The organism is Pseudomonas sp. St386 (assembly GCF_018325865.1).
GTDB classification, from domain to species: Bacteria; Pseudomonadota; Gammaproteobacteria; order Pseudomonadales; family Pseudomonadaceae; genus Aquipseudomonas; species Aquipseudomonas brassicacearum.
Map to the genome: position 1 here is coordinate 3,097,754 of NZ_AP021900.1, position 21,802 is coordinate 3,119,555.

Sequence of the window (21,802 nt, forward strand, 5' to 3'; positions counted from 1 at the left end):
TGTTCGGGTCCATTGAAGTTGCTCCTGAGACTTCAGGTCATCTCAAAGTGGATATTTATCGGACTTGCGCACTGTACTACGGAATAGCGATCAGGGGCAGTTCAGGTTTGACCGAACTGCCTCTCTAACGAGCCAAAATTTTCCACCTTCAGACTTCGTTAAGAAACGACCTCGATACTTTCCCCCAATAGCCCGAGGGAGAACGTTGACCCATGCCCGATTTCGACTGGAACATCCACCTGCCGCTGGCCTTTGGCGATGCCGGCCCGCCGGTTCGCCACTTGCACCGGGCTTTGCCGGGACAACCTCGGCGAGATGAGTTCGAAGCGTTCATCCAGCAGCGTTTCCGCCAGGTCCACGGTGCCGATATTCGTCACTTCATGCCGGAGCTGTTCGGGCTCGACGATGTCCACGGCACGCTCTGCGCTGCCGCTGGCGTGCGCCGCGCCGCACAGGGGCCGCTGTTCCTCGAACGTTATCTGGACAGCCCCATCGAGCCCTTGATCAGTGCCGCCGCTGACCGTCCGGTGGACCGCGCCGGCATCGTCGAGGTTGGCAATCTGGCCGCCAGCGACACGGGCAGCGCCCGGCTGAGCATCATCGCGATCACTTATCTGTTGGCCATGGGCGGTCTGGAGTGGGTTGCGTTCACTGGCAACATCGGCCTGGTCAACAGCTTCCATCGCCTGGGTCTCAAGCCTGTGACGCTGTGCCCGGCCGACCCTCAGCGCCTCGGCGAGGACCGCCATCTCTGGGGCCGCTACTACGAAAGCCAGCCGTGGGTTCATGTCGGAAACATCCGCGCCGGTTTCATTCATCTGCGCAATACCGGCCTGTTCAATCGCCTGGGACTGCCGACGGACCTCGGAGAAACCAGCCATGTCGCCTGAAATGGAACGCTTCAAGCGCACCCTGCGTGGTCATGCCGAGCGCAGGGGCCACGCCGTGGCGCTGTGGGGCGACGGCTCGCAGCTCGACTACGCGACGCTTTATTCCGAAGTGGTATACCGCCAGCAACGCCTGCGCGATGAACACATCAGCGTGGTCGCCCTGGCCCTGGACAATGGCATCGAAGCGATGCTCTGGGACCTTGCCGCACTGTTCGAAGGGCTCACCTGCGTCATCCTGCCCGGGTTTTTCAGCCAGGCTCAACGTCGGCACTGCCTGGAACAGAGCCAGGCCGAGCGAGTGATTGCCGAGCCCGTGTTCGAAGCGGAACTGCAAGCTGCCGGATACCAGCACAGTGGTGAGTTCTGGCGGCGGCACTTCGACGGGCCGAGCCGTCTGCCGGTGGGCACCGCCAAGCTGACGTTCACCTCCGGTACCACCGGCACGCCCAAAGGCGTCTGCCTGAGCGCCGACAGCCTGTTGCGGGTGGCCCGTGAACTGGAGCAGGCCAGCCAACCGGTCGAGGCCAGGCATCACCTGGCGTTACTGCCCCTGGCGATTCTGCTGGAAAACCTTGGTTGCTACGCGGCGTTGTATGCCGGTGCCATGCTGAGCCTGCCCAGCCAGAAGACCCTCGGCATCCAGGGTGCCAGTGGGGTCGACCCGACGCGTCTGCTGGGATGCCTGGCCGAGCGTCGGGCGCAGAGCCTGATCCTGGTTCCGCAGTTGCTGTTGATGTTGGTCACGGCTGCCGAACAGAAGATGTTCAACCCGCACATCGTGCGATTCGCTGCCGTCGGCGGGGCACGGGTGTCCCACGATTTGTTGCAGCGGGCCCAGCGTGTTGGCCTGCCGGTGTTTGAAGGCTATGGGCTGTCGGAATGCGCCTCGGTGGTCTGCCTCAATCGGCCACAGGCCCACCGTGCCGGCAGTGTCGGCCAGCCGCTGCCCCATGTGGAGATCCGCTTGGCCGATGACGGCGAAGTCCTGATCAAGGGCTCGACGCTGCTCGGTTACCTGGGTGAGCCACCGCACACCAGCGAATGGTGGCCCAGCGGCGACCTGGGCGAGTTCGACGAAGAGGGTTTTCTTTACCTGCGCGGGCGCAAGAAGCACCAGTTCGTGACCAGTTTCGGGCGCAACGTGAACCCCGAATGGGTTGAAGCCGAACTCACCCAGGGCGGTGACATTGCCCAGGCCTTTGTCTATGGCGAAGCCATGCCGCACAACCATGCACTGCTCTGGCCCGCCCGGGCCGACTGCACGGATCAAGCGCTGGAGCTGGCCGTGGCCAAGGCCAACGACACGCTGCCCGATTACGCGCGGGTCCATCACTGGACGCGCCTGGACCAACCCTTCAGCGCTGCCAACGGCATGCTCACCGCTAATGGCCGGCCACGCCGGGAGGCCATCGTCGAGCATTACCGCGCGCAGCTCACTTCATCTGTCTTGTCCGAGGAATCCCCATCATGAGTTTTTTTGACACGTTGCAAGAAGCCACCCAGCAAGAACGCCAGACCCTGTTCAATCTGCCGATCATTCGTGACGCCCTCAACGGCCAGGTCAGCCTGGCCAGTTACCGGGGCTTCCTGATCCAGGCGTATTACCACGTGCGCCATACCGTACCGTTGATGATGGCGTGCGGGGCGCGGCTGCCAACGCACCTGGAATGGCTGCGCAAGGCCGTGTGCGAATACATCGACGAAGAGTACGGCCACGAGCAATGGGTGCTGGATGACATTGCCGTGTGCGGTGGCGATAAGGAAGCGGTGCGCAACGGCCAGCCCTCGTTGCCCATCGAGCTGATGGTCAGTTACCTCTACGACTTGATCGCCCGAGGCAACCCGGTAGGCCTGTTCGGCATGGTCAATGTGCTGGAGGGCACCAGTATCGCCTTGGCGACCCATGCCGCCGACAGCATCCGCGAGCGCCTGGAATTGCCGCCCACGGCGTTCAGCTACCTCAGTTCCCATGGATCGCTCGACATCGAGCATATGCAGACCTATCGCGGCCTGATGAACCGCCTGGACGATCCGGCGGACCAGGCTGCGGTGATCCATGCCTCCAAGGTTGTGTACCGGTTGTACACCGACATGTTCCGCGGCCTGCCGCGCGACGGGGAGCATGAACATGCGCTTGTGTGATGCGCGTGTCGTGCTGACCGGTGCCAGCGGCGGAATTGGCCAGGCCATCGCCGCCGCCCTGTGTGCCAGTGGCGCGCGGGTCCTGGCCGTGGCCAGGCATCGCGAAGCCTTGCAGCCGTTGCTGGAGCAGTATCCGCAGCAATTGAGCTGGGTCGAAGCCGACCTGACCTTCCTCGCCGACCGGCGCAAAGTGTTGGTCGCCGCCGAAGCCCAGGGCGGCATCAACCTGCTGATCAATGCGGCCGGCGTGAACCACTTCGCCATGCTCGAGCAACTCGACGACAGCGAGATCAACGCCATGCTGGCGCTGAACATCAGCGCGCCGATCTGCCTGACCAAACTGCTCTTGCCGCTGCTCAAGCAAGCTGACAGTGCGATGGTGGTCAACGTCGGCTCGACCTATGGATCAATCGGTTACCCGGGATACGCCAGCTACTGCGCCAGCAAGTTTGCCTTGCGCGGTTTTTCCGAAGCCTTGCGCCGGGAGTTGGCCGATACCCGTGTTGGGGTGCTCTACGTAGCGCCCCGGGCCACCCGTACCTCGATGAACAGTCCGGCGGCCGATGCGCTCAACCAAGCCCTCAAGGCCAACGTCGACGACCCGCAAACCGTGGCGGCGGCGGTGATCCACGCGATTATCGGCGACCGACGCGAACTGTATCTGGGCTGGCCCGAACGCTTTTTCGTCGGCCTCAACAGCCTGCTGCCCAACCTGGTGGACCGGGGTCTGCGCAAGCAGTTGCCACTGGTGCGCCGTCTCAGTCACAAACCCGAAAACGAGCACCTCAAGCCATGAAAAAAATCTTCGCTTGCCTGTTGATCGGCACCCTGAGCCAAAGCGTCTGGGCGTTGGAGGCGGCCGACCAGCAACGTCTCGGCGACATCCAGCAGAGTTGGGCCCATATTCAATATGAAGTGCCCGAAGGCCAACGCGCCGATGCGTTCGAAAAACTCGCCGTCCAGGCATCGGCGTTCAAGCAGGAGCGCCAATCGGTGGCCGAAGCGTGGATCTGGTCTGGCATCGTCAACAGCAGTTGGGCCGGTGCCAAGGGTGGGATCGGCGCGCTGGGCAAGGTCAAGGATGCCAAGGGCGACTTGGAAAAAGCCCTGACCCTGGACCCCAAGGCCCTGCAAGGCTCGGCCTACACCAGCCTCGGCGCACTCTACGACCGGGTGCCGGGCTGGCCCCTGGGTTTCGGCGATTCGGACAAGGCCGAGCAATTGCTCCAGCAGGCTTTGCAACTCAACCCGAACGGCATCGACAGCCTGTACTTTTGGGGCGATCACCTCTACCGTCAGAAGCGCTATAGCGAAGCCAAGGCAGCGCTGCAAAAAGCCTTGCAGGCAGCACCGCGGCCAGGTCGAGAAACGGCCGATGCCGGGCGCCGCAAGGAGATCGACGCTTTACTGGTGGATGTGAACAAGAAACTGAACTGACAGGAGCGGATGTGCGTTTATTACTGATCGAGGATGACGTGGCCTTGGGGGAGGGCATCCATCAGGCCCTGAGTCGCGAAGGTTATACCGTCGACTGGGTGCAGGACGGCAGCAGCGCCTTGCATTCGTTGCTCAGTGAAACCTTCGACCTGGCGGTGCTCGACCTGGGCCTGCCACGCATGGACGGCCTGCAAGTGTTGCGGCGCTTGCGTGACAGTGGTTCCAACCTGCCGGTGCTGATCCTCACCGCCCGCGATGCCACCGAGGATCGCATCGCCGGGTTGGACGCCGGGGCCGATGATTATCTGGTCAAGCCCTTCGATCTGGCGGAACTCAAGGCCCGGCTACGGGCCTTGTTGCGCCGCAGCGCCGGCCGCGCCCAGGCGTTGATCGAACATGCCGGCATCAGCCTGAACCCTGGCACCCAGCAAGTCAGTTACCAGGGCAAGCCGGTGGCCCTGACACCCAAGGAATACCAACTGCTCCATGAACTGCTCTCGCCGCCGGGCCGAGTCATGACCCGCGATCATCTGATGCAGTTGCTCTACGGCTGGAGCGAGGAGGCCGAGAGCAACACGCTGGAAGTGCACATCCATCACCTGCGCAAGAAATTCTCCACCGACCTGATCCGCACCATCCGCGGTGTCGGTTACCTGGTGGAGGAGCGTCGATGAGTTCGATCCGGCGTCGTACCCTCACGTTGATCCTCGGCCTGCTGTTCCTTGGCCTGTTGATCATCACCGTATTCAACCTGCATGACAGCAACCACGAAATCGCCGAGGTCTACGATGCCCAGTTGGCGCAGAATGCCCGGCTGTTGCAGGGCGTGATGCGCATGCCGATGGCGAGCAAGGAACACGCCGAGCTGTATCAGGCGTTCAATTCGGCGCTGGGGCAGGCGGTTCCCAGGGTCGATGGCCATCCCTATGAAAGCAAGATTGCTTTTCAAGTCTGGAACTCACAAGGTTCGGTGCTGGTTCATACCTCCAGCGCACCCTCGTTCACCTCACCGCCGGGCGCGCCCGGTTTCAGTGAGGTCGTGGACCAGAAGAACCGTAAGTGGCGGGCGTTCGTCCTGGACGATGCGCAATACGGCTTGAAGATCTGGGTGGGCGAGCGCGACGACGTGCGTGCCGACCTGGTCGATCGCATTGTTCGTCACACTGTCGTGCCCAACCTGATCGGCAGCGTGGTGCTTGCCGCAGTGATCTGGCTGGCCATCGGCTGGGGGCTCAAACCCCTGGTCGATATGGCGGCGAAGTTGCGCGCCAGGCATCCCGGCTCACTGGAACCCCTGCAAATGATGCCGCTCCCTACGGAGCTTGAGCCCATGCAGGCGGCGCTCAACCGCGTCTTGGCGCAGATCCAGGAGGTGATGGGCCGTGAGCGGCGTTTCATTGCCGACGCCGCCCATGAAATGCGTACGCCCCTGGCCGTGCTGCGGGTGCATGCACAGAACCTGATGGAGGCGGGAAGCGAGCAAAGCCGGCGCGAGTCCCTGGAGCACCTGATCGCTGGCGTCGATCGCACTACGCGCCTGGTCAATCAACTGCTGACCATGGCGCGGCTCGAACCGCAGGCAGGTGTTCCGACGCCTGCGGTCATCGACCTGCCCGCCACGGTTCGTGCGAGCCTGGTTCAACTGACGCCCTGGTTGTTGAGCAAGGGGCTCGAGCCGGTGCTGGACGTCAGCGATGACATCGGCCCGGTTCGAATCGACCCGGTGGCCATCGACATCGCCTTGAACAACCTGGTGACCAACGCGGCCAATTTTTCGCCGGCCAACGGCACGATCACCGTACGCCTGGCCAGGAAGGGCGATCACTACGAGCTGTCAGTCGAAGACCAGGGGCCGGGTATCGACGAGACCGAGCGTGAGCGGCTCTTCGAGCGGTTCTACAGCCGCGGCAATGACCAGGGGGCTGGGCTGGGTCTGACGATCGTGCGCACCATCGCGGATCGTCTGGGAGGGCGCATTCGCTTGGAAAATCGCACCGAGGGTGGGCTGTGCGCGACCTTGGAAATAGGGCGCTTCTAAGCGGTTTCCCGACGCCATGACAGGTGGCCAGCCCCTGGTGGTGGGCTCAAGCCGGCGTATCGGCCGTGGATTGTTCGGCGAGAAAGGCGACTATCTCGTCGACCGTGCTGCGTGCCGTGCGTGTAACGCCGATCAGGGTGGCGGAAGCCGACCCCGTCCACTCGCCGTAGCCGACCAGCCACAGCCTGGGCTCTTGTATCGAGCGGGTGCCCTCGACTTCCACACGGCCGTCGTTGTTGAGCACTCCCAGCGTATCAAGGTGCTGCAGGGCGGGCCTGAACCCGGTGCACCAGATCACCACGTCCACTGCTGATTCGCGGCCGTCGGCCCAGATCACGCCGTTGCGGGTAAAACGCTCGAAAGGCCTGACAGACTGAAGGACGTTGCGTTCACGAGCCTCGACCACCGGCGGCACCATGACGATGTCACCCAACCCTCCCACGGGTTGGTCGATGATGCGACCTTCCTGTTGGGCCTTCCAGCGTTCGGTGGCGCGCTCGAACAACACGCGCCCATCCACTTCGTCGGGAAGGAACAGTGGCTCGACGGGAGTGACCCAAGTAGTCTCGGCAATTTTCGACACCTCGGCCAGAATCTGCGCCCCTGAATTGCCGCCGCCCACCACCAGGACTCTCTTGCCAGCGAAAGGGGACGCCTCGACATAGTCCGCCGAATGCAGTTGCTGGCCGGCGAACAAGGCCGCATCAGGGTAGCGAGGGATGTAGGGGTTGCTCCAGGTACCCGTTGCGCTGACCACGACCCGTGCGTCCCATTGCCTGTCCCGGGAATGGACGCGCAAACCCGTTTCCGTGGGTTCCACACGGGTGACCTGTACCGGCCGCACCACGGGAAATCGATAGCGCTGTTCATACTGCTTGAGGTAGTCGATCACGTGGTTTCGTGACGGATAGCCATTTTGTGTGGGGGCATCATCCAGCCGGGGATCGAACTCCAGGTCGCCGGGGAAAAGAGTCGTAGCGAGTTCCAGCCATGCCGCCAGGCACCACCGGGTTCTTCCTGGGCGTCGAGGATGACGAACGACAGAGGCGTACGCCGCAGGAAATAGGCCACCGCCAAGGCCGCTTGGCCGCCACCGATGATGACTACGTCAAATGTATCGGGCTGTGAGCGGGGCATGACGGCGAATCCTTTGGTTGAGCAAGCCTGTTGCAGGACTCCAAGGGTGACTGGCAAGGTTCAATGGCCGTTCCAAAAGAACGGCCATTGCGCCTCTCAGCTATGTTTGCAGGTCTTGATGCCCAACAACGAATAGATCGGGCAGAAGCGCATGAAACCGGTGGCCAACGGCACGAGGCCGATCCAACCCCACGCGCCGATCAAGCCCGTCAGGCTGAGGATAATGAGGACAAGCCCCACAGCGATACGTGCGCCCCGGTCAATGGTTCCAATGTTGGCTTTCATGACAATCTCCCGATCAATGGACGCGCCGGGTTTCCAGCGCGGAGAACAACAACATGCCCGCCAACATGGCCAGCATGAACACAAAGGCTTGCCAGTGTCCGGTCAGCAGGATGGCCACGGCAGGGCCAGGGCAGATGCCGGCGATGCCCCAGCCGATACCAAACACCAGGCTGCCACCGATCAGGCGTGGGTCCAGTTCTCGCTTGACCGGCAACTGCATGGGGCTGCCCAGCAGCGACTGAGTCTGTTGGCGCGCCCAGGCCAGGGGGGCGATGGCGGTGCCAATCGCTCCGATCATCACCAGCGCCAGGGACGGGTCCCAGGTGCCGGCCAGATCTAGAAATCCCAACACCTTTTTCGGGTTGGCCATGCCTGCCAGGAGCAGCCCGAAGCCAAAGAGCAGGCCAGCGATGAATGCCGTCAGTTTGCGCATGTTCAAACCCCTATCACGTGACGCAGGACAAATACCGTGGCGAAACCGCTGAGCATGAAACACGCGGTGGCGACCATCGAGCGCGGTGAAAGGCGCGATAGGCCACACACGCCATGGCCACTGGTGCAGCCCGAACCGTAACGAGTGCCGACCCCCACCAACAGGCCGGCGACGGTGAGGCCGAGCCAGCCGTTCTGGAACTCGATCGGCGGCAAGGTGGCAAACACGCCCCATAACAGCGGCGCGACAAGCAGGCCCAGGAGAAACAGGGCCTTCTCGCCCAGCCCTTCGCTGCCACGTTGCAAGAGGCTGCCGATCAGCCCGCTGATGCCGGCGATCCGGCCGTTGGCGACCACGAACAGGCTGGCCGCCAAGCCAATCAACATGCCGCCGGCCAGGGATGCCCACGGCGTAAAGTTGAGCCAGTCAATATTCATCAGCGTTCTCCGCTACACATCGTTGATATTCCATCTGGTTTCAACCCAGGACCTTTACCAGCAGGGCGACCGCTACCAGCGTCGACACCAGGGCAAAGCCTCTTTGCAGATAGGGTTCCGGCAACCTCGCGGCGACCAGGCGCCCGCCGAGCATGCCGACGATGGCCCCCATGGAAAAGGGTAGCGCTATGGGCCATTGCAGGTGGCCCATCGCCGAACTCGCCAGCACCCCTGACATGGAAACCAAAGCGATGACGGTCAGCGACGTGGCGAGCACCGACTGCGTGGTCAAATTGGTGTACCGCTGGAGCGCCGGAACCATGACGAAACCACCGCCCACGCCGAGCAGTCCGGAAAGCACCCCAGCGACCATGCCCGAAGCCGTGAGCGCCCACGCGCAAGGGCCGGTCCAGTTCAGCTTGCCGCGATTTTCGTCCAGGACACAGGGCGGCGGTTTGCGTGTTTCGGATGCCTTTGCTCTGACATGAGAGGGCAATGATTTTTGCAATGCCCGGAACGCCACGTACATCAGCAACAAGGCAAACAGGATCGTCAGCGGACGGTTGGGCGTGCGCTGCGCCAACCAAAGGCCCAGCGGCGAACAGATGACCCCCGCACTGGCCGTCACCAGTGCAGCCTTGTAGCGCACGATGCCATTGCGCAGGCCCATCACGGCGCCCAGGGTGGCGGCCAGGCCCACCGCCAGCAATCCAATGGGCCCGGCTTCGGCCATGCTCAAGCCCACGCCAAAAACCAGGAACGGGACGGCGAGTATGCCGCCGCCGGCACCGGTCAGCGCCAGGATCACGCCCACCGTAAAACCCAGTACCAGGACGGTAATCATCTCGGTCTCCTGGAGGTGAAGGTTGATTTCATAGGTCCGCCAGTTCAGGTTTCGCCAGCCATTCACGGCCCTTGAGCATGGCTTTCCAGTACAGCGGTGGAAGAATTCGCTCTTTAAGTAGCCAGGCGAGCCGCGAAGGCCTAGTACCGTCGATCAGCCAGGACGGGAAACTGGGGGCGAGCTTGCCGCCATAGGTGAATTCAGCGAGAACGACCTTGCCCCGTTCCACGGTCAGCGGGCAGGAACCGTAGCCGTCGTAATGGGCGCTGCCCTTGGCCTTGCCCATGGCCGCCAGCACGTTATGAGCGACCACGGGCGCCTGCTTGCGCGCCGCCGCTGCGGTCTTTGCGTTGCTGGTATTGGTCGCATCGCCCAATGCGTGAATATTCGCCCAGGCCTTATGCCGCAAGCTGTCGGGGTCGACATCGATCCAGCCCGCCCCATCGGCCAGAGGGCTTACGCGGATAAAATCCGGCGCTACCTGAGGGGGCACCACATGCAGCAGGTCGAAGTCGTGCGTCACCAGGTGCGTACTGCCATCGGCCTTGACGCACCTGAAGGTCGCCGTTTGTGCCGGTCCATCGACAGACGTCAGCGTACTGCCGAAATTCAGGTCGATCCCATAGGCGTGGACGTACTCCATCAAGGCTGGCACGTAGTCGGGAACGCCGAACAGGACTGTCCCGGCGCTGCAGAAGTCGATCTCGATATCGCCGAGTACCCCTTGGCGTCTCCAGTGGTCGGCGCACAGGTACATCGCTTTTTGAGGGGCCCCGGCGCATTTGATCGGCATGGGGGGCTGCGTGAAAATGGCCCGGCCACTGCGCAGTTGCTGCACCTGTTCCCAGGTGTAGGGGGCCAGGTGGTACAGATAGTTCGAGGTGACGCCGTTGCGCCCCAGTGTCTGCGGCAAACCTTCAATGGCATGCCAATCCAGTTTAAGGCCCGGGCACACGATCAACTGCTCGTAGCGGACCACGCGGCATCCATCGAGAATAATGGCGTCGTTTTCAGGTTCGAAGGCCGCGACAGCCGCTTTGATCCAATGCACGCCCCGGGGAATGGTCGCGCCCATCGTGTGGGCCGTTCTGTGCGCGTCGAAGACGCCACCGCCGACGAGGGTCCAGCCGGGCTGGTAATAATGCACATCCGCCGGGTCGATAATGGCAATGTCCAGGCCCGGCTCGCGGGCCAATAGGCTTGAAGCTGCCGCGATGCCCGCCGCACCGGCGCCGACAATGACCACGGCATGCCGGGCTTCGGCCACGCCAACGGGCGTGCGTCCCTCGTTGGCAATTCTACGGATGACGCCTTTCATGTCGAAGCCGGCTTTGCTGGCTGTTTCGACAATCCGTGGCAAGGGCTGCTGGCCGGCCTGGGACAGGGCCCACATCGTCGTCGAGCGCATGCCGGAGCGGCAATACGCCAACACTGGCTTGGGTAAGGACTCGAACAATTTACCGAAGGCAACGCCCTGTTCGTCGGTCACCTTGCCGGACTCTGCGGCAAGGTAATGCGCCTCGATGCCCATCGCTTGTGCCGCACGCTGGATGTCGGCAAACAAAGGTTGATCGCTGCCTTCACCATCAGGGCGGTTACAGATGATGGCGCGGAAGCCGCTGGTTTTGATCTCACTCATCTGGTCGGGATGAATCTGCCCTGAGATCGAGAGGCCGGACGCAAGGTGGCGGATGTCCATGACTGTCTCCGTGATGACGGTTTTTCTTATGAGAGGGGGCGGGTCTTCAGAGCCGATTGAGTGGGATTTTCAGGTAGCACGTGCCGTTCGACTCCGGCTCCGGGAAATGCCCGGCCCGCATGTTGACCTGGACCGATGGCAGGATGAGCGTCGGCATGTCCAGCGAGGCATCGCGCTGGGTGCGCATCGCCACGAATGCTTCTTCACTGATGCCGTTACGGACATGGACATTGTCGGCACGTTGCTCGGCGACGGTGCTGGAAAATTGCACCTCGCGGCCACCCGGTTGGTAATCGTGACAGGTGTAGAGGAGGGTGTTGGCCGGCAGGCTCAAGACCTTGTTGATGGATCGGAACAACGTATGCGCGTTACCCCCGGGGAAATCACACCGTGCGGTACCGTAGTCGGGCATGAACAAGGTGTCGCCGACGAATGCCGCTGTTTCCTGGCCATCGCTGATGACATACGTCATGCAGGCGGGGGTGTGGCCCGGTGTATGAAGCGCACGGCATTGCAGCGTTCCGACTGTGAACGACTCGTCATTGACGAACAGATGGTCGAACTGACTGCCATCGCGGGGCATCTGCCCACCTGTGTTGAACAGCGTGCCAAAGACTTCCTGCACGGCGGTAATCTGGCTGCCGATCCCTATCGTGCCACCGAGTTTTTCCTTCAGGTACGGGGCGGCGGTGAGGTGGTCGGCATGGACGTGGGTTTCAAGAATCCATTCGACCTTCGCCCCCAGCTCGATCACCCGGGCCATCAGCTTGTCGGCCGAGGTGGTCGTGGTACGGCCTGATTTGGGATCGTAATCCAGGACGCTGTCGATCAACGCGCACTGGCGGGTCACTTCGTCCAGCACCAGATAGCTGACAGTGTGGGTCTCAGGATCGAAAAATCCTTCGACGTACGGTTTTACGGTCATGAACGGTCTCCTTCGGGGCTCTCAGCCGCTTGAAGAACAGACACAGCAATAATGCTGCCATGTCGATTATGGGTTGCTTGCAAACGATAACCATATGATTTTATTGGTTTAAATTCATGGGTGCCGACAAGGTCTCTTCCGATGTCCAGACAATTGAACTGCCATTGGCAGCGTTTGTTGGCATAGTGGCAGTGTCAACCTTGCTGGATGAATCACTGGAGCCGCGATGACACACAGCCTGCCGCCCACCCAAGACCTGCTTCCGCATCCAGACCAGGTGCAGTCCCTGGTCTCGTTTCTGGAGCACGAGCCCCAGCCGATGATCGTCCTCGATCCCGATTACAACATCCTGGCGGCAAACACGGCTTACCTGCGTCAGTTCGGCAGCGCCGACAAGCCGTTCATTGGCCATAAGTGTTATCGGGTTTCCCACCACTACGATGTGCCTTGTGACCAGGCCGGTGAGAACTGCCCGATGAAAAAGGCCAGGGAGATGCGCAGTCCGGATCGGGTCTTGCACATTCATCACACACCGCGCGGGCCCGAACACGTCGATGTGGAATTGCGCCCGATCCTGAATGAGCAGGGTGTCATCACCGCTTATGTGGAACGTCTTACCCAAGTGCGTAGCGCATCGGCACGGCCCAGCAACGAGGGGCTGGTGGGCAGTTCGCCGGCCTTTAATCAGGCGCTGCTGGAGCTGCAGCGGGTCGCGCCCTCGATGTTACCGGTCCTGCTGCTGGGAGAGTCCGGCACAGGCAAGGAGCTGTTTGCCCGCGCCGTTCATGAAACCAGCGAGCGGGCCGCGGGGCCTTTTGTCGTGGTCGATTGCTCCGGGTTGACCGAAACCTTGTTCGAGAGCGAGCTGTTCGGCCACGAGAAGGGCGCGTTTACCGGCGCCACTGTGCGCAAGGTGGGCCTGGTGGAGACGGCCCAGGGCGGCACGCTGTTTCTCGATGAGATAGGCGACGTTCCCCTGGCCATGCAGGTGAAACTGTTGCGACTGATCGAGTCTGGAACCTATCGCCGTGTCGGCAGTGTGGAAACCCTGCACGCGGATTTCAGGCTGGTGGCCGCGACCCATAAGCCGTTGGAGAAAATGCTCGAGAAAGGCGAGTTCAGGCAGGACCTGTACTACCGCATCAGCGTGTTTCCCATCCATTTACCGCCCTTGCGGCATCGCCTTGAAGACATCGGCTTGTTGGTGGATTCGTTCCTGCAACGTTCCGGGATCGGTAAGCGTCGACTGACCATCGATCCCGAGGCGCTGATGCAATTGCAGCGGTTTTCCTGGCCGGGCAATATCCGCGAGCTGCGCAATGTCCTGGAAAGAGCTGCGCTGTTTGCCGACGACGGCGTCATTCACGCCTTGCATCTGCCCGCGCCCCCCCTGGCGTTGTTCGCCCCAGCCTTGACGCCTGCGCCCGACAGCAGGGACCTGGACCAGCTCCTGGCCACTTTCAAAGGCACCCGCAGCGAACTGGCCAGACACCTGGGCGTGAGTGAACGCACGTTGTACCGGCGGTTGAAAGAACAAGGCCTGGCCTGAGCCCCATCGAGCCTTGACTGCCAATGACTGCCAGCCCCTGGCAGTTTGGCAGGTTCTCCTCCCTCCAAACCAAGCGCTGAGCTTCGGCGTTTATCGCTAAATAATTGGTTTTTAAGCATAAATAATAAATTCAGGCGTTGGCATGAGCCGTGCTAATGCTTGCCCCATGACTATTTCCGATAAACGACTGCGTCGCCATCTGCTCACAGCAGTACTGATCAAACTGGTCGTGCTGACAGTGCTGTGGTGGCTGTTCATCAAGGATTCGCGCGTCAGCGTCGACTCGAACACCATCAGCGACAGGTTCGGCGTACCCACCTCGGCTCAAGGGGCAAGCAAGTGATCTCAGAACAACTGGTGGATCTGTCACGGCTGCAATTCGCAGCGACTGCGCTGTACCACTTTCTATTTGTGCCGCTCACCGTGGGGATGGTGTGGCTGCTGGTCATCATGGAAAGCGTCTACGTGATGACCGGCAATGTCATCTGGAAAGACATGACTCGCTTCTGGGGCAAATTGTTCGGTATCAACTTCGCGTTGGGCGTGACCACCGGCATCACCTTGGAGTTTCAGTTCGGCACCAACTGGGCGTATTACTCGCACTACGTCGGGGACATCTTCGGTGCCCCGCTGGCCATCGAGGGCCTGATGGCGTTCTTTCTTGAATCGACCATGATCGGGTTGTTCTTTTTCGGTTGGGATCGCCTGAAGAAAGAACATCATTTGCTGGTCACGCTGCTGATGGCCATTGGCACAAACCTGTCGGCGCTGTGGATTCTGATCGCCAATGGCTGGATGCAGAACCCGGTGGGTTCGGAATTCAGTTACATCACCATGCGCATGGAGATGGTGGATTTCTGGGCCGTGGTCTTCAACCCGGTGGCGCAGGCCAAGTTCGTCCACACCGTGTCTGCCGGTTACGTCACCGGTTCGATGTTTGTGTTGTCGATTTCCAGTTGGTACTTGCTCAAGGGGCGTGATGTCGAGTTCGCCAAGCGCAGTTTCCGGGTGGCGGCCGCCTTCGGCCTGGCCTCGGTGCTGAGTGTCATCGTCCTGGGGGATGAGTCGGGTTACACGGTGGGCGAGGCGCAGCAAACCAAGCTGGCGGCCATGGAGGCCATGTGGGAAACCAAACCCGCACCGGCGGGCCTGACCCTGGTGGCCAGCATCAATGAAGCCGAGTCCAGGAATAACTGGGAACTCGATGTGCCGTGGATGATGGGCTTGATCGGCACGCGCTCGGTCAGCAAGCAGATTCCGGGCATTCATGACATCAAGGCGAAAAACCGCGCACGCATTCTGCGGGGCATTACTGCGGTCAATGCGCTTGAAGCACTGCGCGCCGATCGCACCGATAAGGCCGCGTTCGATACCTTCGAAGCGTACAAGGCCGATCTGGGTTTTGGCCTGCTGCTCAAAAAGTACGTCGAGGATGTCAACCAGGCCTCGCCGGCCATCATCGACAGGGCTGTGAACGATACCGTACCGCGCGTGACCCCGATGTTCTGGGGGTTCCGGATCATGGTCGGCCTGGGCTTTGCCATGCTCGTGCTTTTCGGGCTGGCCTTCTGGAGCACCTTGAAATCGAGCGGCGCACATCATCGCGGGTTACTGCGCTGCGCACTGTTGATGCTGCCTGCGCCATGGCTCGCCTGTGAACTGGGCTGGTTCGTGGCCGAGTACGGCCGCCAACCCTGGACCATCTACGGTGTGTTGCCGACCCACATGAGCGTTTCCACCCTCAGCGTCGATAACCTTTACGGCTCGCTGGCTGGGTTCGTCGTTTTCTACACGGTGCTGCTGGCGGTGGAAATGTTCCTGATGGTCAAGTTCGCCCGCCAGGGGCCCGGCAGCCTCGGTACAGGTCGGTATGTCCACGACGCCAAGTTGAAGGAGCTTCACCATGCTTGATTACTTCACGCTCAAGATCATCTGGTGGGCGCTGGTCGGCGTCCTGCTGATAGGTTTCGCCATCATGGATGGCCACGACATGGGCGTCGGCACGCTGCTGCCGTTCGTGGGTCGCAATGACATGGAGCGCCGTGTCGTGATCAACACCGTGGGCCCTCATTGGGATGGCAATCAGGTCTGGTTCATTACGGCCGGTGGCGCGTTGTTCGCCGCATGGCCGGTGGTCTATGCCACTGCATTCAGCGGATTCTATTGGGCGATGATCCTGGTGCTCTGGGCGTTGTTCTTCCGCCCGGTGGGTTTCGACTACCGCAGCAAGATCCACCATCCGGTGTGGCGCAGTACCTGGGATTGGGGGCTTTTCGTGGGTGGGGCCGTGCCGCCGCTGGTGTTCGGCATCGCGTTTGGCAACCTGTTGCAGGGCGTACCGTTCCACTTCAATGAGTACCTGGTGTCAACGTACACCGGCAGCTTCTGGCAGTTGCTCAACCCTTTCGCGCTGCTGACCGGCCTGGTCAGCAGCGCCATGATTACGCTGCAGGGGGCACGTACCTGGCCCATCGCACCGAGGGTGGGATTCAGTCCCGGGCGATCAAAGGCGCGTTAGGCGCTGCCATCGTGCTGGTGTGTTCGTTCGTCGTAGCGGGTATCTGGCTGCAATGGATCGAGGGGTATCGCATCACGTCGCTCGTGGATACCGCCGGGTTGCCTGACATTCTCGGCAAGTCGGTCGTGAGGGAGGCGGGGGCCTGGATGGCCAACTATGGTCGCTATCCTTGGTTGTGGCTGCTGCCCGCGCTTGGACTGGCCGGCGCAGCCGGTGCGGCGCTGTTGCTGATGAGGCGCCGTACCCTTTGCGCGTTCGTTGCGTCTTCGCTCGCGGTGGTGGGCGTCATCAGTACGGCAGGGGTATCGATGTTCCCCTTTGTCATGCCGTCGTCATCGATGCCAGCGGCAAGCCTGACCGTGTGGGACAGTGTTTCCAGTCACCTGAGCCTGGCCATCATGTTCTGGGCCACGTTGTTCTTCATGCCATTGATCGTGATCTATACCGCTTGGGCGTATCGCGTCATGCGCGGCAAGGTCACGGCCACCCAGATCAAGGCCAACGAACATTCGGCGTACTAGTGTCGACAGAGGAGTAAAGCAATATGTGGTATTTCGCCTGGATGCTGGGAGTCGGTTTCGCACTGCTGCTGGCGATACTCAATGCAATGTGGGGTGAGAACGAGGCAGGACGAGCCATGAGTGACCGTGACGAGGCGCAGCCATGACGCCGGATGTCGCTGACGTGCAGCCCTCGTCACGGCTGCATCGGCTGAGCCTGGCCGTCGCGGTGACGATCATGTTGGCCTGTACGCTCTACCCGCCACTGATGACGGCGCCGGATGGGAAAGCCGACCATGCGCTGGCAACGGCATTGTTCATCGCCATGAGCGTGGCCTTTGTAAGAGGGGTGGGGTTCATTCCGCGCAGGCTTGTCTGGCGAAGGATGTTCTCGGGCTGGACCTGCCTGGGGGCACTTGCGCTTGCCGGCGGGTTGAAGTTCTTGCACTGAGGCCTGACGAGAAGCCCGGCGATGGCCGGACGGTGATCAAAAAACTCACCTGCCGACGCGGCAGGTGAGTGGGGGCAGTTCTGGAGGCCGGCCTAGCGAGCTGGCGGGCTCATTTGCTGTTGTTGCATCATCTGCTCCATCATCATCTGTTGCATGCCCATGTACCTGTCCATCATGTACTGGTGCTGCTTCATCTGCTCGGGCGTCATCTGGGAATAGTGGTTGCCCATTTGTTTCCAACCCATCATCGGGCCGTTTCCCTTCATGTGGCCGCCCATCATGCCACCTCCGCAACACCCCATCATCCCATTCATCATCTGCATGCTTTGCCGCATCGAGGCCTGGTGTTCTTGCATGAGTTTCTGGCGTTGCGCCGGATCGCTGGTGTTCTGGATCTGGGTCATCTGTTCCTGCATTTTTTTCAGGTTTTCCTGGGCCGTCGCCATCTGCTGATCGAATTGCTCGACGCTCATCGACGACTGGGGCGCCTTGGCGGCGTCGGTGGCTTGCTGGGCAAAGGTCAGCGTGGGGAAAAACACCGCGGTCAGAGCGAGGGCGGCGAGTCTGGGTGCGTTCATGGTTCAGTTCCTTGCAGGCTGGTGGAGCGGGGGAGCGGGATCGTCACGGTTGACGATCGGACTCGGTTAAACGCAGTCGAAGCTGTTTTTCAATTTCGATGATGGCGAACAGCGCGATGCCCACCGCGATGATCAGCAGTCCGTCCTTGAAGGGAACCGCTTGGGTCGCGAACACGGTTTGCAGCGGCGGCGCGTAGGTGATGGCGAACTGAGCGACGGTCACCACCGCGATGGTCGCCCACACAACCTTCGTACCTCGAAGGCCCTTCCAGGTCAGCGACGTGCCGTAGAGATTGCGGATAAAGAACAGATGGAAAATTTCCATCACGACCAAGGTGTTCACCGCCAGGGTGCGAGCCAGTTCGACGGAGTAGCCTCGGTCCAGGGCATAGGTAAAAATGCCGTAGACGCCGCACAGGAACAGAATGGAAACGAGCACCATATGCCAGACCAGTGCGCCGCTGATCAACGGCTCCTCTCGTGAGCGCGGAGGCCTGCGCATGGTGTTGTCTTCGGTCGGTTCGAACGCCAGCGCGATACCCAGCGTGATGGCGGTAATCAGGTTGATCCACAGGATCTGTATCGCCGTGACTGGCAATGTAAGGCCAAACAGCAGCGCGACAATCAGGGTCATTGTCTCGCCCGCATTGGTGGGTAACGTCCAGCTCAGGACTTTCTTGATGTTGTCATAGACCGTCCTGCCTTCACGCACAGCGGCCACGATGGAGGCGAAGTTATCGTCCGCCAGGACCAGGTCCGCGGCTTCCTTGGCCGCTTCACTGCCTTTGCCGCCCATGGCGATGCCGGCATCTGCGCGTTTGAGCGCTGGCGCGTCGTTGACGCCGTCGCCGGTCATGGCCACGGTCATGCCGTTGAGTTGCAGCAACGTCACCAGCCGCAGCTTATGTTCGGGGCTGGTGCGCGCGAAGATGTTCACTTGCTTGAGCGATTCCCTGAGGGTGGCATCGTTCATGGCGTCCAGGTCGTTGCCAGTCAGTACCTTGTCGGGGTTGTCCAGGCCGATCTGATCACCGATGGCGCAGGCGGTGCCGGCGTGGTCCCCTGTGATCATCTTCACGACAATGCCGGCCGCCTGGCATTGCTTGATCGCCTGGATCGTTTCCGGGCGGGGCGGGTCGATCATTCCTACCAGGCCAAGCAAGGTCAGTGTCCCTTGCACATCGGCAAATTCCAGGATGGCGTGTTCGGGTGGGACGGACCTGACGGCGAGCGCCAGCACGCGTTGGCCTTTGCGGGCGATGGCATTGGCCTGCGCGTGCCAATAGTCGGCATCGAGCGGGGCTGTTGCCCCTGTGCTGCTACGTTGGCGCGTGCACATGGTCAAAATCTGCTCCGGCGCGCCTTTGACATAAATCGCCGCTTGCCGGTCATGGTTGTGATGCAGTGTCGCCATGAAGCGGTGTTTGGCGTCGAACGGAATGGCATCGGTGCGGGCCCAGGTGCCGCGTTCCTCCTCGTCGTTGATGCCGGCCTTGGCGCAAAACACCAGCAGTGCGCCCTCCATGGGGTCCCCTTCGACTTTCCAGGTGTCTTCGTGCTGCCTCAAGCTTGCGTCATTGCAAAGGCTGGTCGCGCGCCCCAGTTCGGCCAGCACCGGGTGATGGGAGGTATCGATCAACTGATCGGCAAGGTTCATGTTGCCCGAAGGCTGGTAGCCGACACCGTCGACCGTGAAGGTCAGGTCACTGGTGACGACGGATGCCACCATCATCTCGTTACGGGTGAGGGTGCCGGTCTTGTCCGTGCAGATGACTGATACCGAGCCCAGGGTTTCGATGGCCGGCAGGCGCCGAACGATGGCGTTGCGATGGGCCATCGCCCGCACGCCCACCGCCAGGGTGATGGTGAGTACGGCGGGCAACCCCTCGGGTATGGCCGCGACCGACATGCCCACCACGACCATGAATATCTCGGTGAAGACGTAATGCCCGACAAAGTGGCCATAAGCGAGTAGCAGGCCGGCGATCAGCAAAATCAATAGCGTCAGCCAGCGGGCGAAGACATCCATTTGCTGTATCAGGGGTGTTGTCAGTGGCTCCACTGCCGACAGCAGGTTGCTGATGCGCCCGATTTCAGTCGAGGTTGCCGTGGCGACAACGACCCCTGTTGCTTGTCCGCAGGTCACCAGGGTGCCACTGAAGGCCATGCAGGCACGATCACCCAGGGCTGCTTCGATGCGTACCGGCTCGGTATTTTTTTCAGCCGGTGCGGACTCTCCGGTCAGGATGGCTTCCTGCACCTGGAGCCGGTTGGCATGTAGCAGGCGCAGATCCGCCGGGACTTTGTCGCCAGCCTCCAGCAAGACGATATCGCCGGGTACCAGTTCTTCGCCGGCGATGCCCAGGCGTTCGCCGGCACGTATCACCGTTGCACGGGGCGCCAGCATGTTGCGGATGGCATCCATGGCCTGTTCGGCCTTGCCTTCCTGGACATAGCCAATGATCGCATTGGCCACCACGACAGCGAGAATGACCACCGTGTCCCACAGGTGTTGCAGCGTTGCGGTGATTGCAGCGGAACCGAGCAGCACATAAATCAGGATGTTATGAAATTGCAGCAGAAATCGCCGCCACGCTGGCCGCCGGGTTGACGCTGACAACCGGTTGAACCCCGTACGCTCAAGCCGGGCCTGGACTTCGGCGATGTCCAGCCCGGCTTGCTCATCGACACCAAGGTGTTTGAGCGCCTGTTCGGCGGGCAACGTGTACCAGGCCAGGCCCTGCGAGGGCGTTGTCGGGTGCGCCGCTGGTATGTTGCTCGGTCGGTTCATCAGCCGCGTTCCTGTGGGTACGGAGCGGTTGTTCTACAGGCCATCTGCGCAGGTCTGCCTCAGCCAACTTGCTGCGGCGCAATCACCCACAGGCTGCAGGGCATCTTGTACAGCAGGCCTTCGACGGTGCTGCCGATCAGCTTGTCCAGGCTGCCATAGCGCACGCGCCCCATGACGATGACATCAATGTCATGGGACGCGGCGTAGCTCGCCAGCACCTTGGCCGGGTCACCCATGATCATGCGTCGCTGGTCCGGGGCGATGCCATTGCGTTCGGCCAGTGCATCGAAGGCCGCACCCTGGGACTCGTAGAGCTGGCGGGCCAGGGTCGAGGAGAAGAACATCGAACCGTTGCCAAAGCCGTATTCAGCGGCAGTGATAGACGAAAGGTCATAGGCGTAGATGACTTCCAGCGTCGCGTCGCAGCTGGTGGCCAGCTTGTTCGCTTCGCTCAGGATCCGATCATTGAGGCCTTCGTAGCGGCCGTCCTGATGGAACGGGTCGATGGCCGCCAGGATCTTGCGCGGACGGGCGTGGGTGACCTTGTTGACGAAGTGCAGTGGAACCTCGCATTCGCGCAGCAGATGCACGTCCAGCGGCGTGAACATCAGTCGGGAAAACCACGACTCGGGGTCCACCGACTTGATCAGCGCATCCATAGGCGCTTCCTTGAGGTGGACCAGGATCTCCTGCAAGGGGCGCTCGACCCACGTCACTTCTGTCGTGACCTCGATACCGAGGTTGCGCAGGGGCCTGGCCTGTTCTTCCAGCCACTGCCGATGGCGCTCGATGTAGCCCAGGCGCATCTGCTCCAGCGCCTGCTCGTTGACCAGGCCGGCCGTGGCCAGGCCTTCGAGGTAGTCAAAAGCGACGATGTGCAGCGCCGCGCCTTCGGCCTTGGCCAGTGCGGCAGCCCGGTCGAACGCCGGGCTGTGTTCCATCAGTGGCGAGACGACCAGCATCAAGCGTGATTGCGTAGACATGACAAACCTCCCGGGCAAGGACCTGTTGGCGCCGGGCGAGGTTTCGCGCGGCGTGGTGTCTGTCATTGATCATGAGCGCCATAGAGCTCGCTAACTTGATTTGCATCAAACACGCTGCAAAGCGTTGAATTGAAGGCGGCAACGGCGAGGCAATCGCGCTATGTT

At 61.5% G+C, this 21,802-nt stretch carries 21 protein-coding genes and 2 pseudogenes; 13 read left to right on the forward strand and 10 right to left on the reverse strand.

The genetic code is table 11. The features are described 5' to 3' along the window. Positions 1-212 precede the first annotated feature (212 nt). Genes KI235_RS13555 through KI235_RS13585 form a run of 7 tightly spaced genes read left to right on the forward strand, consistent with a single transcriptional unit; the run spans position 213 to position 6,507 of the window. A complete protein-coding gene (locus KI235_RS13555; protein WP_003201114.1) occupies positions 213-890 on the forward strand; it encodes a thermostable hemolysin in 678 nt (225 codons plus the stop codon). Beyond that, positions 880-2,361, forward strand: a complete 1,482-nt coding sequence (locus KI235_RS13560) for an AMP-binding protein (RefSeq protein ID WP_003201116.1) — start codon at positions 880-882, stop codon at positions 2,359-2,361. The genes KI235_RS13555 and KI235_RS13560 overlap by 11 nt, the downstream gene beginning before the upstream one ends. Next, positions 2,358-3,032, forward strand: a complete 675-nt coding sequence (locus KI235_RS13565; protein WP_003201118.1) for an iron-containing redox enzyme family protein — start codon at positions 2,358-2,360, stop codon at positions 3,030-3,032. Before KI235_RS13560 ends, KI235_RS13565 begins: the two co-directional genes overlap by 4 nt. Then, complete coding sequence (locus tag KI235_RS13570) at positions 3,019-3,828, forward strand: SDR family oxidoreductase (protein ID WP_013693148.1); 810 nt, start codon at positions 3,019-3,021, stop codon at positions 3,826-3,828. Before KI235_RS13565 ends, KI235_RS13570 begins: the two co-directional genes overlap by 14 nt. Then, complete coding sequence (locus KI235_RS13575) at positions 3,825-4,469, forward strand: tetratricopeptide repeat protein (RefSeq protein ID WP_003201121.1); 645 nt, start codon at positions 3,825-3,827, stop codon at positions 4,467-4,469. The genes KI235_RS13570 and KI235_RS13575 overlap by 4 nt, the downstream gene beginning before the upstream one ends. 11 nt (positions 4,470-4,480) lie before the next feature. Continuing rightward, positions 4,481-5,143 (forward strand): response regulator, encoded by a 663-nt coding sequence (locus tag KI235_RS13580; protein ID WP_003201124.1) that lies wholly within the window; start codon positions 4,481-4,483, stop codon positions 5,141-5,143. Next, positions 5,140-6,507 (forward strand): ATP-binding protein, encoded by a 1,368-nt coding sequence (locus tag KI235_RS13585; RefSeq protein ID WP_003201126.1) that lies wholly within the window; start codon positions 5,140-5,142, stop codon positions 6,505-6,507. The genes KI235_RS13580 and KI235_RS13585 overlap by 4 nt, the downstream gene beginning before the upstream one ends. Before the next feature lie 46 nt (positions 6,508-6,553). On the opposite strand, the pseudogene KI235_RS13590 reads toward KI235_RS13585, so the two are convergent. The 7 genes and pseudogenes from KI235_RS13590 to KI235_RS13620 form a co-directional block, all read right to left on the reverse strand. Further along, a pseudogene (locus KI235_RS13590) lies at positions 6,554-7,644 on the reverse strand (ArsO family NAD(P)H-dependent flavin-containing monooxygenase). Positions 7,645-7,740: 96 nt separating this feature from the next. Beyond that, on the reverse strand, positions 7,741-7,929 hold the full coding sequence (locus tag KI235_RS13595) for a DUF2892 domain-containing protein (RefSeq protein ID WP_013693150.1): 189 nt from the start codon (positions 7,927-7,929) through the stop codon (positions 7,741-7,743). Between the two features lie 13 nt (positions 7,930-7,942). Beyond that, entirely contained in the window at positions 7,943-8,362 is a 420-nt protein-coding gene (locus KI235_RS13600; RefSeq protein WP_003201132.1) for a DUF6691 family protein, read from the reverse strand. A 2-nt stretch (positions 8,363-8,364) separates the two neighbouring features. Continuing rightward, entirely contained in the window at positions 8,365-8,799 is a 435-nt protein-coding gene (locus KI235_RS13605; RefSeq protein WP_003201134.1) for a YeeE/YedE family protein, read from the reverse strand. Between the two features lie 40 nt (positions 8,800-8,839). Continuing rightward, on the reverse strand, positions 8,840-9,643 hold the full coding sequence (locus tag KI235_RS13610) for a sulfite exporter TauE/SafE family protein (RefSeq protein ID WP_013693151.1): 804 nt from the start codon (positions 9,641-9,643) through the stop codon (positions 8,840-8,842). Positions 9,644-9,671: 28 nt separating this feature from the next. Continuing rightward, complete coding sequence (locus KI235_RS13615; protein WP_003201137.1) at positions 9,672-11,342, reverse strand: bifunctional protein tyrosine phosphatase family protein/NAD(P)/FAD-dependent oxidoreductase; 1,671 nt, start codon at positions 11,340-11,342, stop codon at positions 9,672-9,674. Between the two features lie 46 nt (positions 11,343-11,388). Then, a complete protein-coding gene (locus KI235_RS13620) occupies positions 11,389-12,267 on the reverse strand; it encodes an MBL fold metallo-hydrolase (RefSeq protein WP_003201139.1) in 879 nt (292 codons plus the stop codon). 226 nt (positions 12,268-12,493) lie between these two features. On the opposite strand from KI235_RS13620, the gene KI235_RS13625 reads away from it, so the two are divergent. The 6 genes and pseudogenes from KI235_RS13625 to KI235_RS13650 all read left to right on the forward strand — a co-directional run bounded on the left by KI235_RS13625 (position 12,494) and on the right by KI235_RS13650 (position 17,285). Beyond that, positions 12,494-13,816: a sigma 54-interacting transcriptional regulator gene (locus tag KI235_RS13625; protein WP_013693153.1), complete on the forward strand. Its 1,323-nt coding sequence runs from the start codon at positions 12,494-12,496 to the stop codon at positions 13,814-13,816. A gap of 166 nt (positions 13,817-13,982) precedes the next feature. Continuing rightward, positions 13,983-14,159, forward strand: a complete 177-nt coding sequence (gene cydP / locus KI235_RS13630) for a cytochrome oxidase putative small subunit CydP (RefSeq protein WP_014338536.1) — start codon at positions 13,983-13,985, stop codon at positions 14,157-14,159. Then, entirely contained in the window at positions 14,156-15,727 is a 1,572-nt protein-coding gene (locus KI235_RS13635; protein ID WP_027912290.1) for a cytochrome ubiquinol oxidase subunit I, read from the forward strand. The genes cydP and KI235_RS13635 overlap by 4 nt, the downstream gene beginning before the upstream one ends. Beyond that, positions 15,720-16,855 (forward strand): annotated as a pseudogene (cydB, locus tag KI235_RS13640) (cytochrome d ubiquinol oxidase subunit II). The gene KI235_RS13635 and the pseudogene cydB overlap by 8 nt, the downstream one beginning before the upstream one ends. A 23-nt stretch (positions 16,856-16,878) precedes the next feature. Beyond that, positions 16,879-17,001, forward strand: coding sequence for a cytochrome bd-I oxidase subunit CydX (cydX, locus tag KI235_RS13645; protein WP_003201151.1), 123 nt, complete (start codon positions 16,879-16,881; stop codon positions 16,999-17,001). Beyond that, positions 16,998-17,285, forward strand: coding sequence for a cyd operon YbgE family protein (locus KI235_RS13650; RefSeq protein ID WP_003201153.1), 288 nt, complete (start codon positions 16,998-17,000; stop codon positions 17,283-17,285). The genes cydX and KI235_RS13650 overlap by 4 nt, the downstream gene beginning before the upstream one ends. 92 nt (positions 17,286-17,377) lie before the next feature. Here the strand turns inward: KI235_RS13650 and KI235_RS13655 are convergent, their stop codons facing one another. From KI235_RS13655 to KI235_RS13665, 3 genes are read right to left on the reverse strand one after another with little or no spacing between them, the layout of a single operon-like run. Further along, positions 17,378-17,863, reverse strand: a complete 486-nt coding sequence (locus KI235_RS13655; RefSeq protein ID WP_003201154.1) for a hypothetical protein — start codon at positions 17,861-17,863, stop codon at positions 17,378-17,380. A 43-nt stretch (positions 17,864-17,906) separates the two neighbouring features. Further along, positions 17,907-20,654: a cation-transporting P-type ATPase gene (locus KI235_RS13660; RefSeq protein WP_013693157.1), complete on the reverse strand. Its 2,748-nt coding sequence runs from the start codon at positions 20,652-20,654 to the stop codon at positions 17,907-17,909. Positions 20,655-20,713: 59 nt separating this feature from the next. After that, complete coding sequence (locus KI235_RS13665) at positions 20,714-21,637, reverse strand: universal stress protein (RefSeq protein WP_003201159.1); 924 nt, start codon at positions 21,635-21,637, stop codon at positions 20,714-20,716. Between the last annotated feature and the right edge of the window lie 165 nt (positions 21,638-21,802).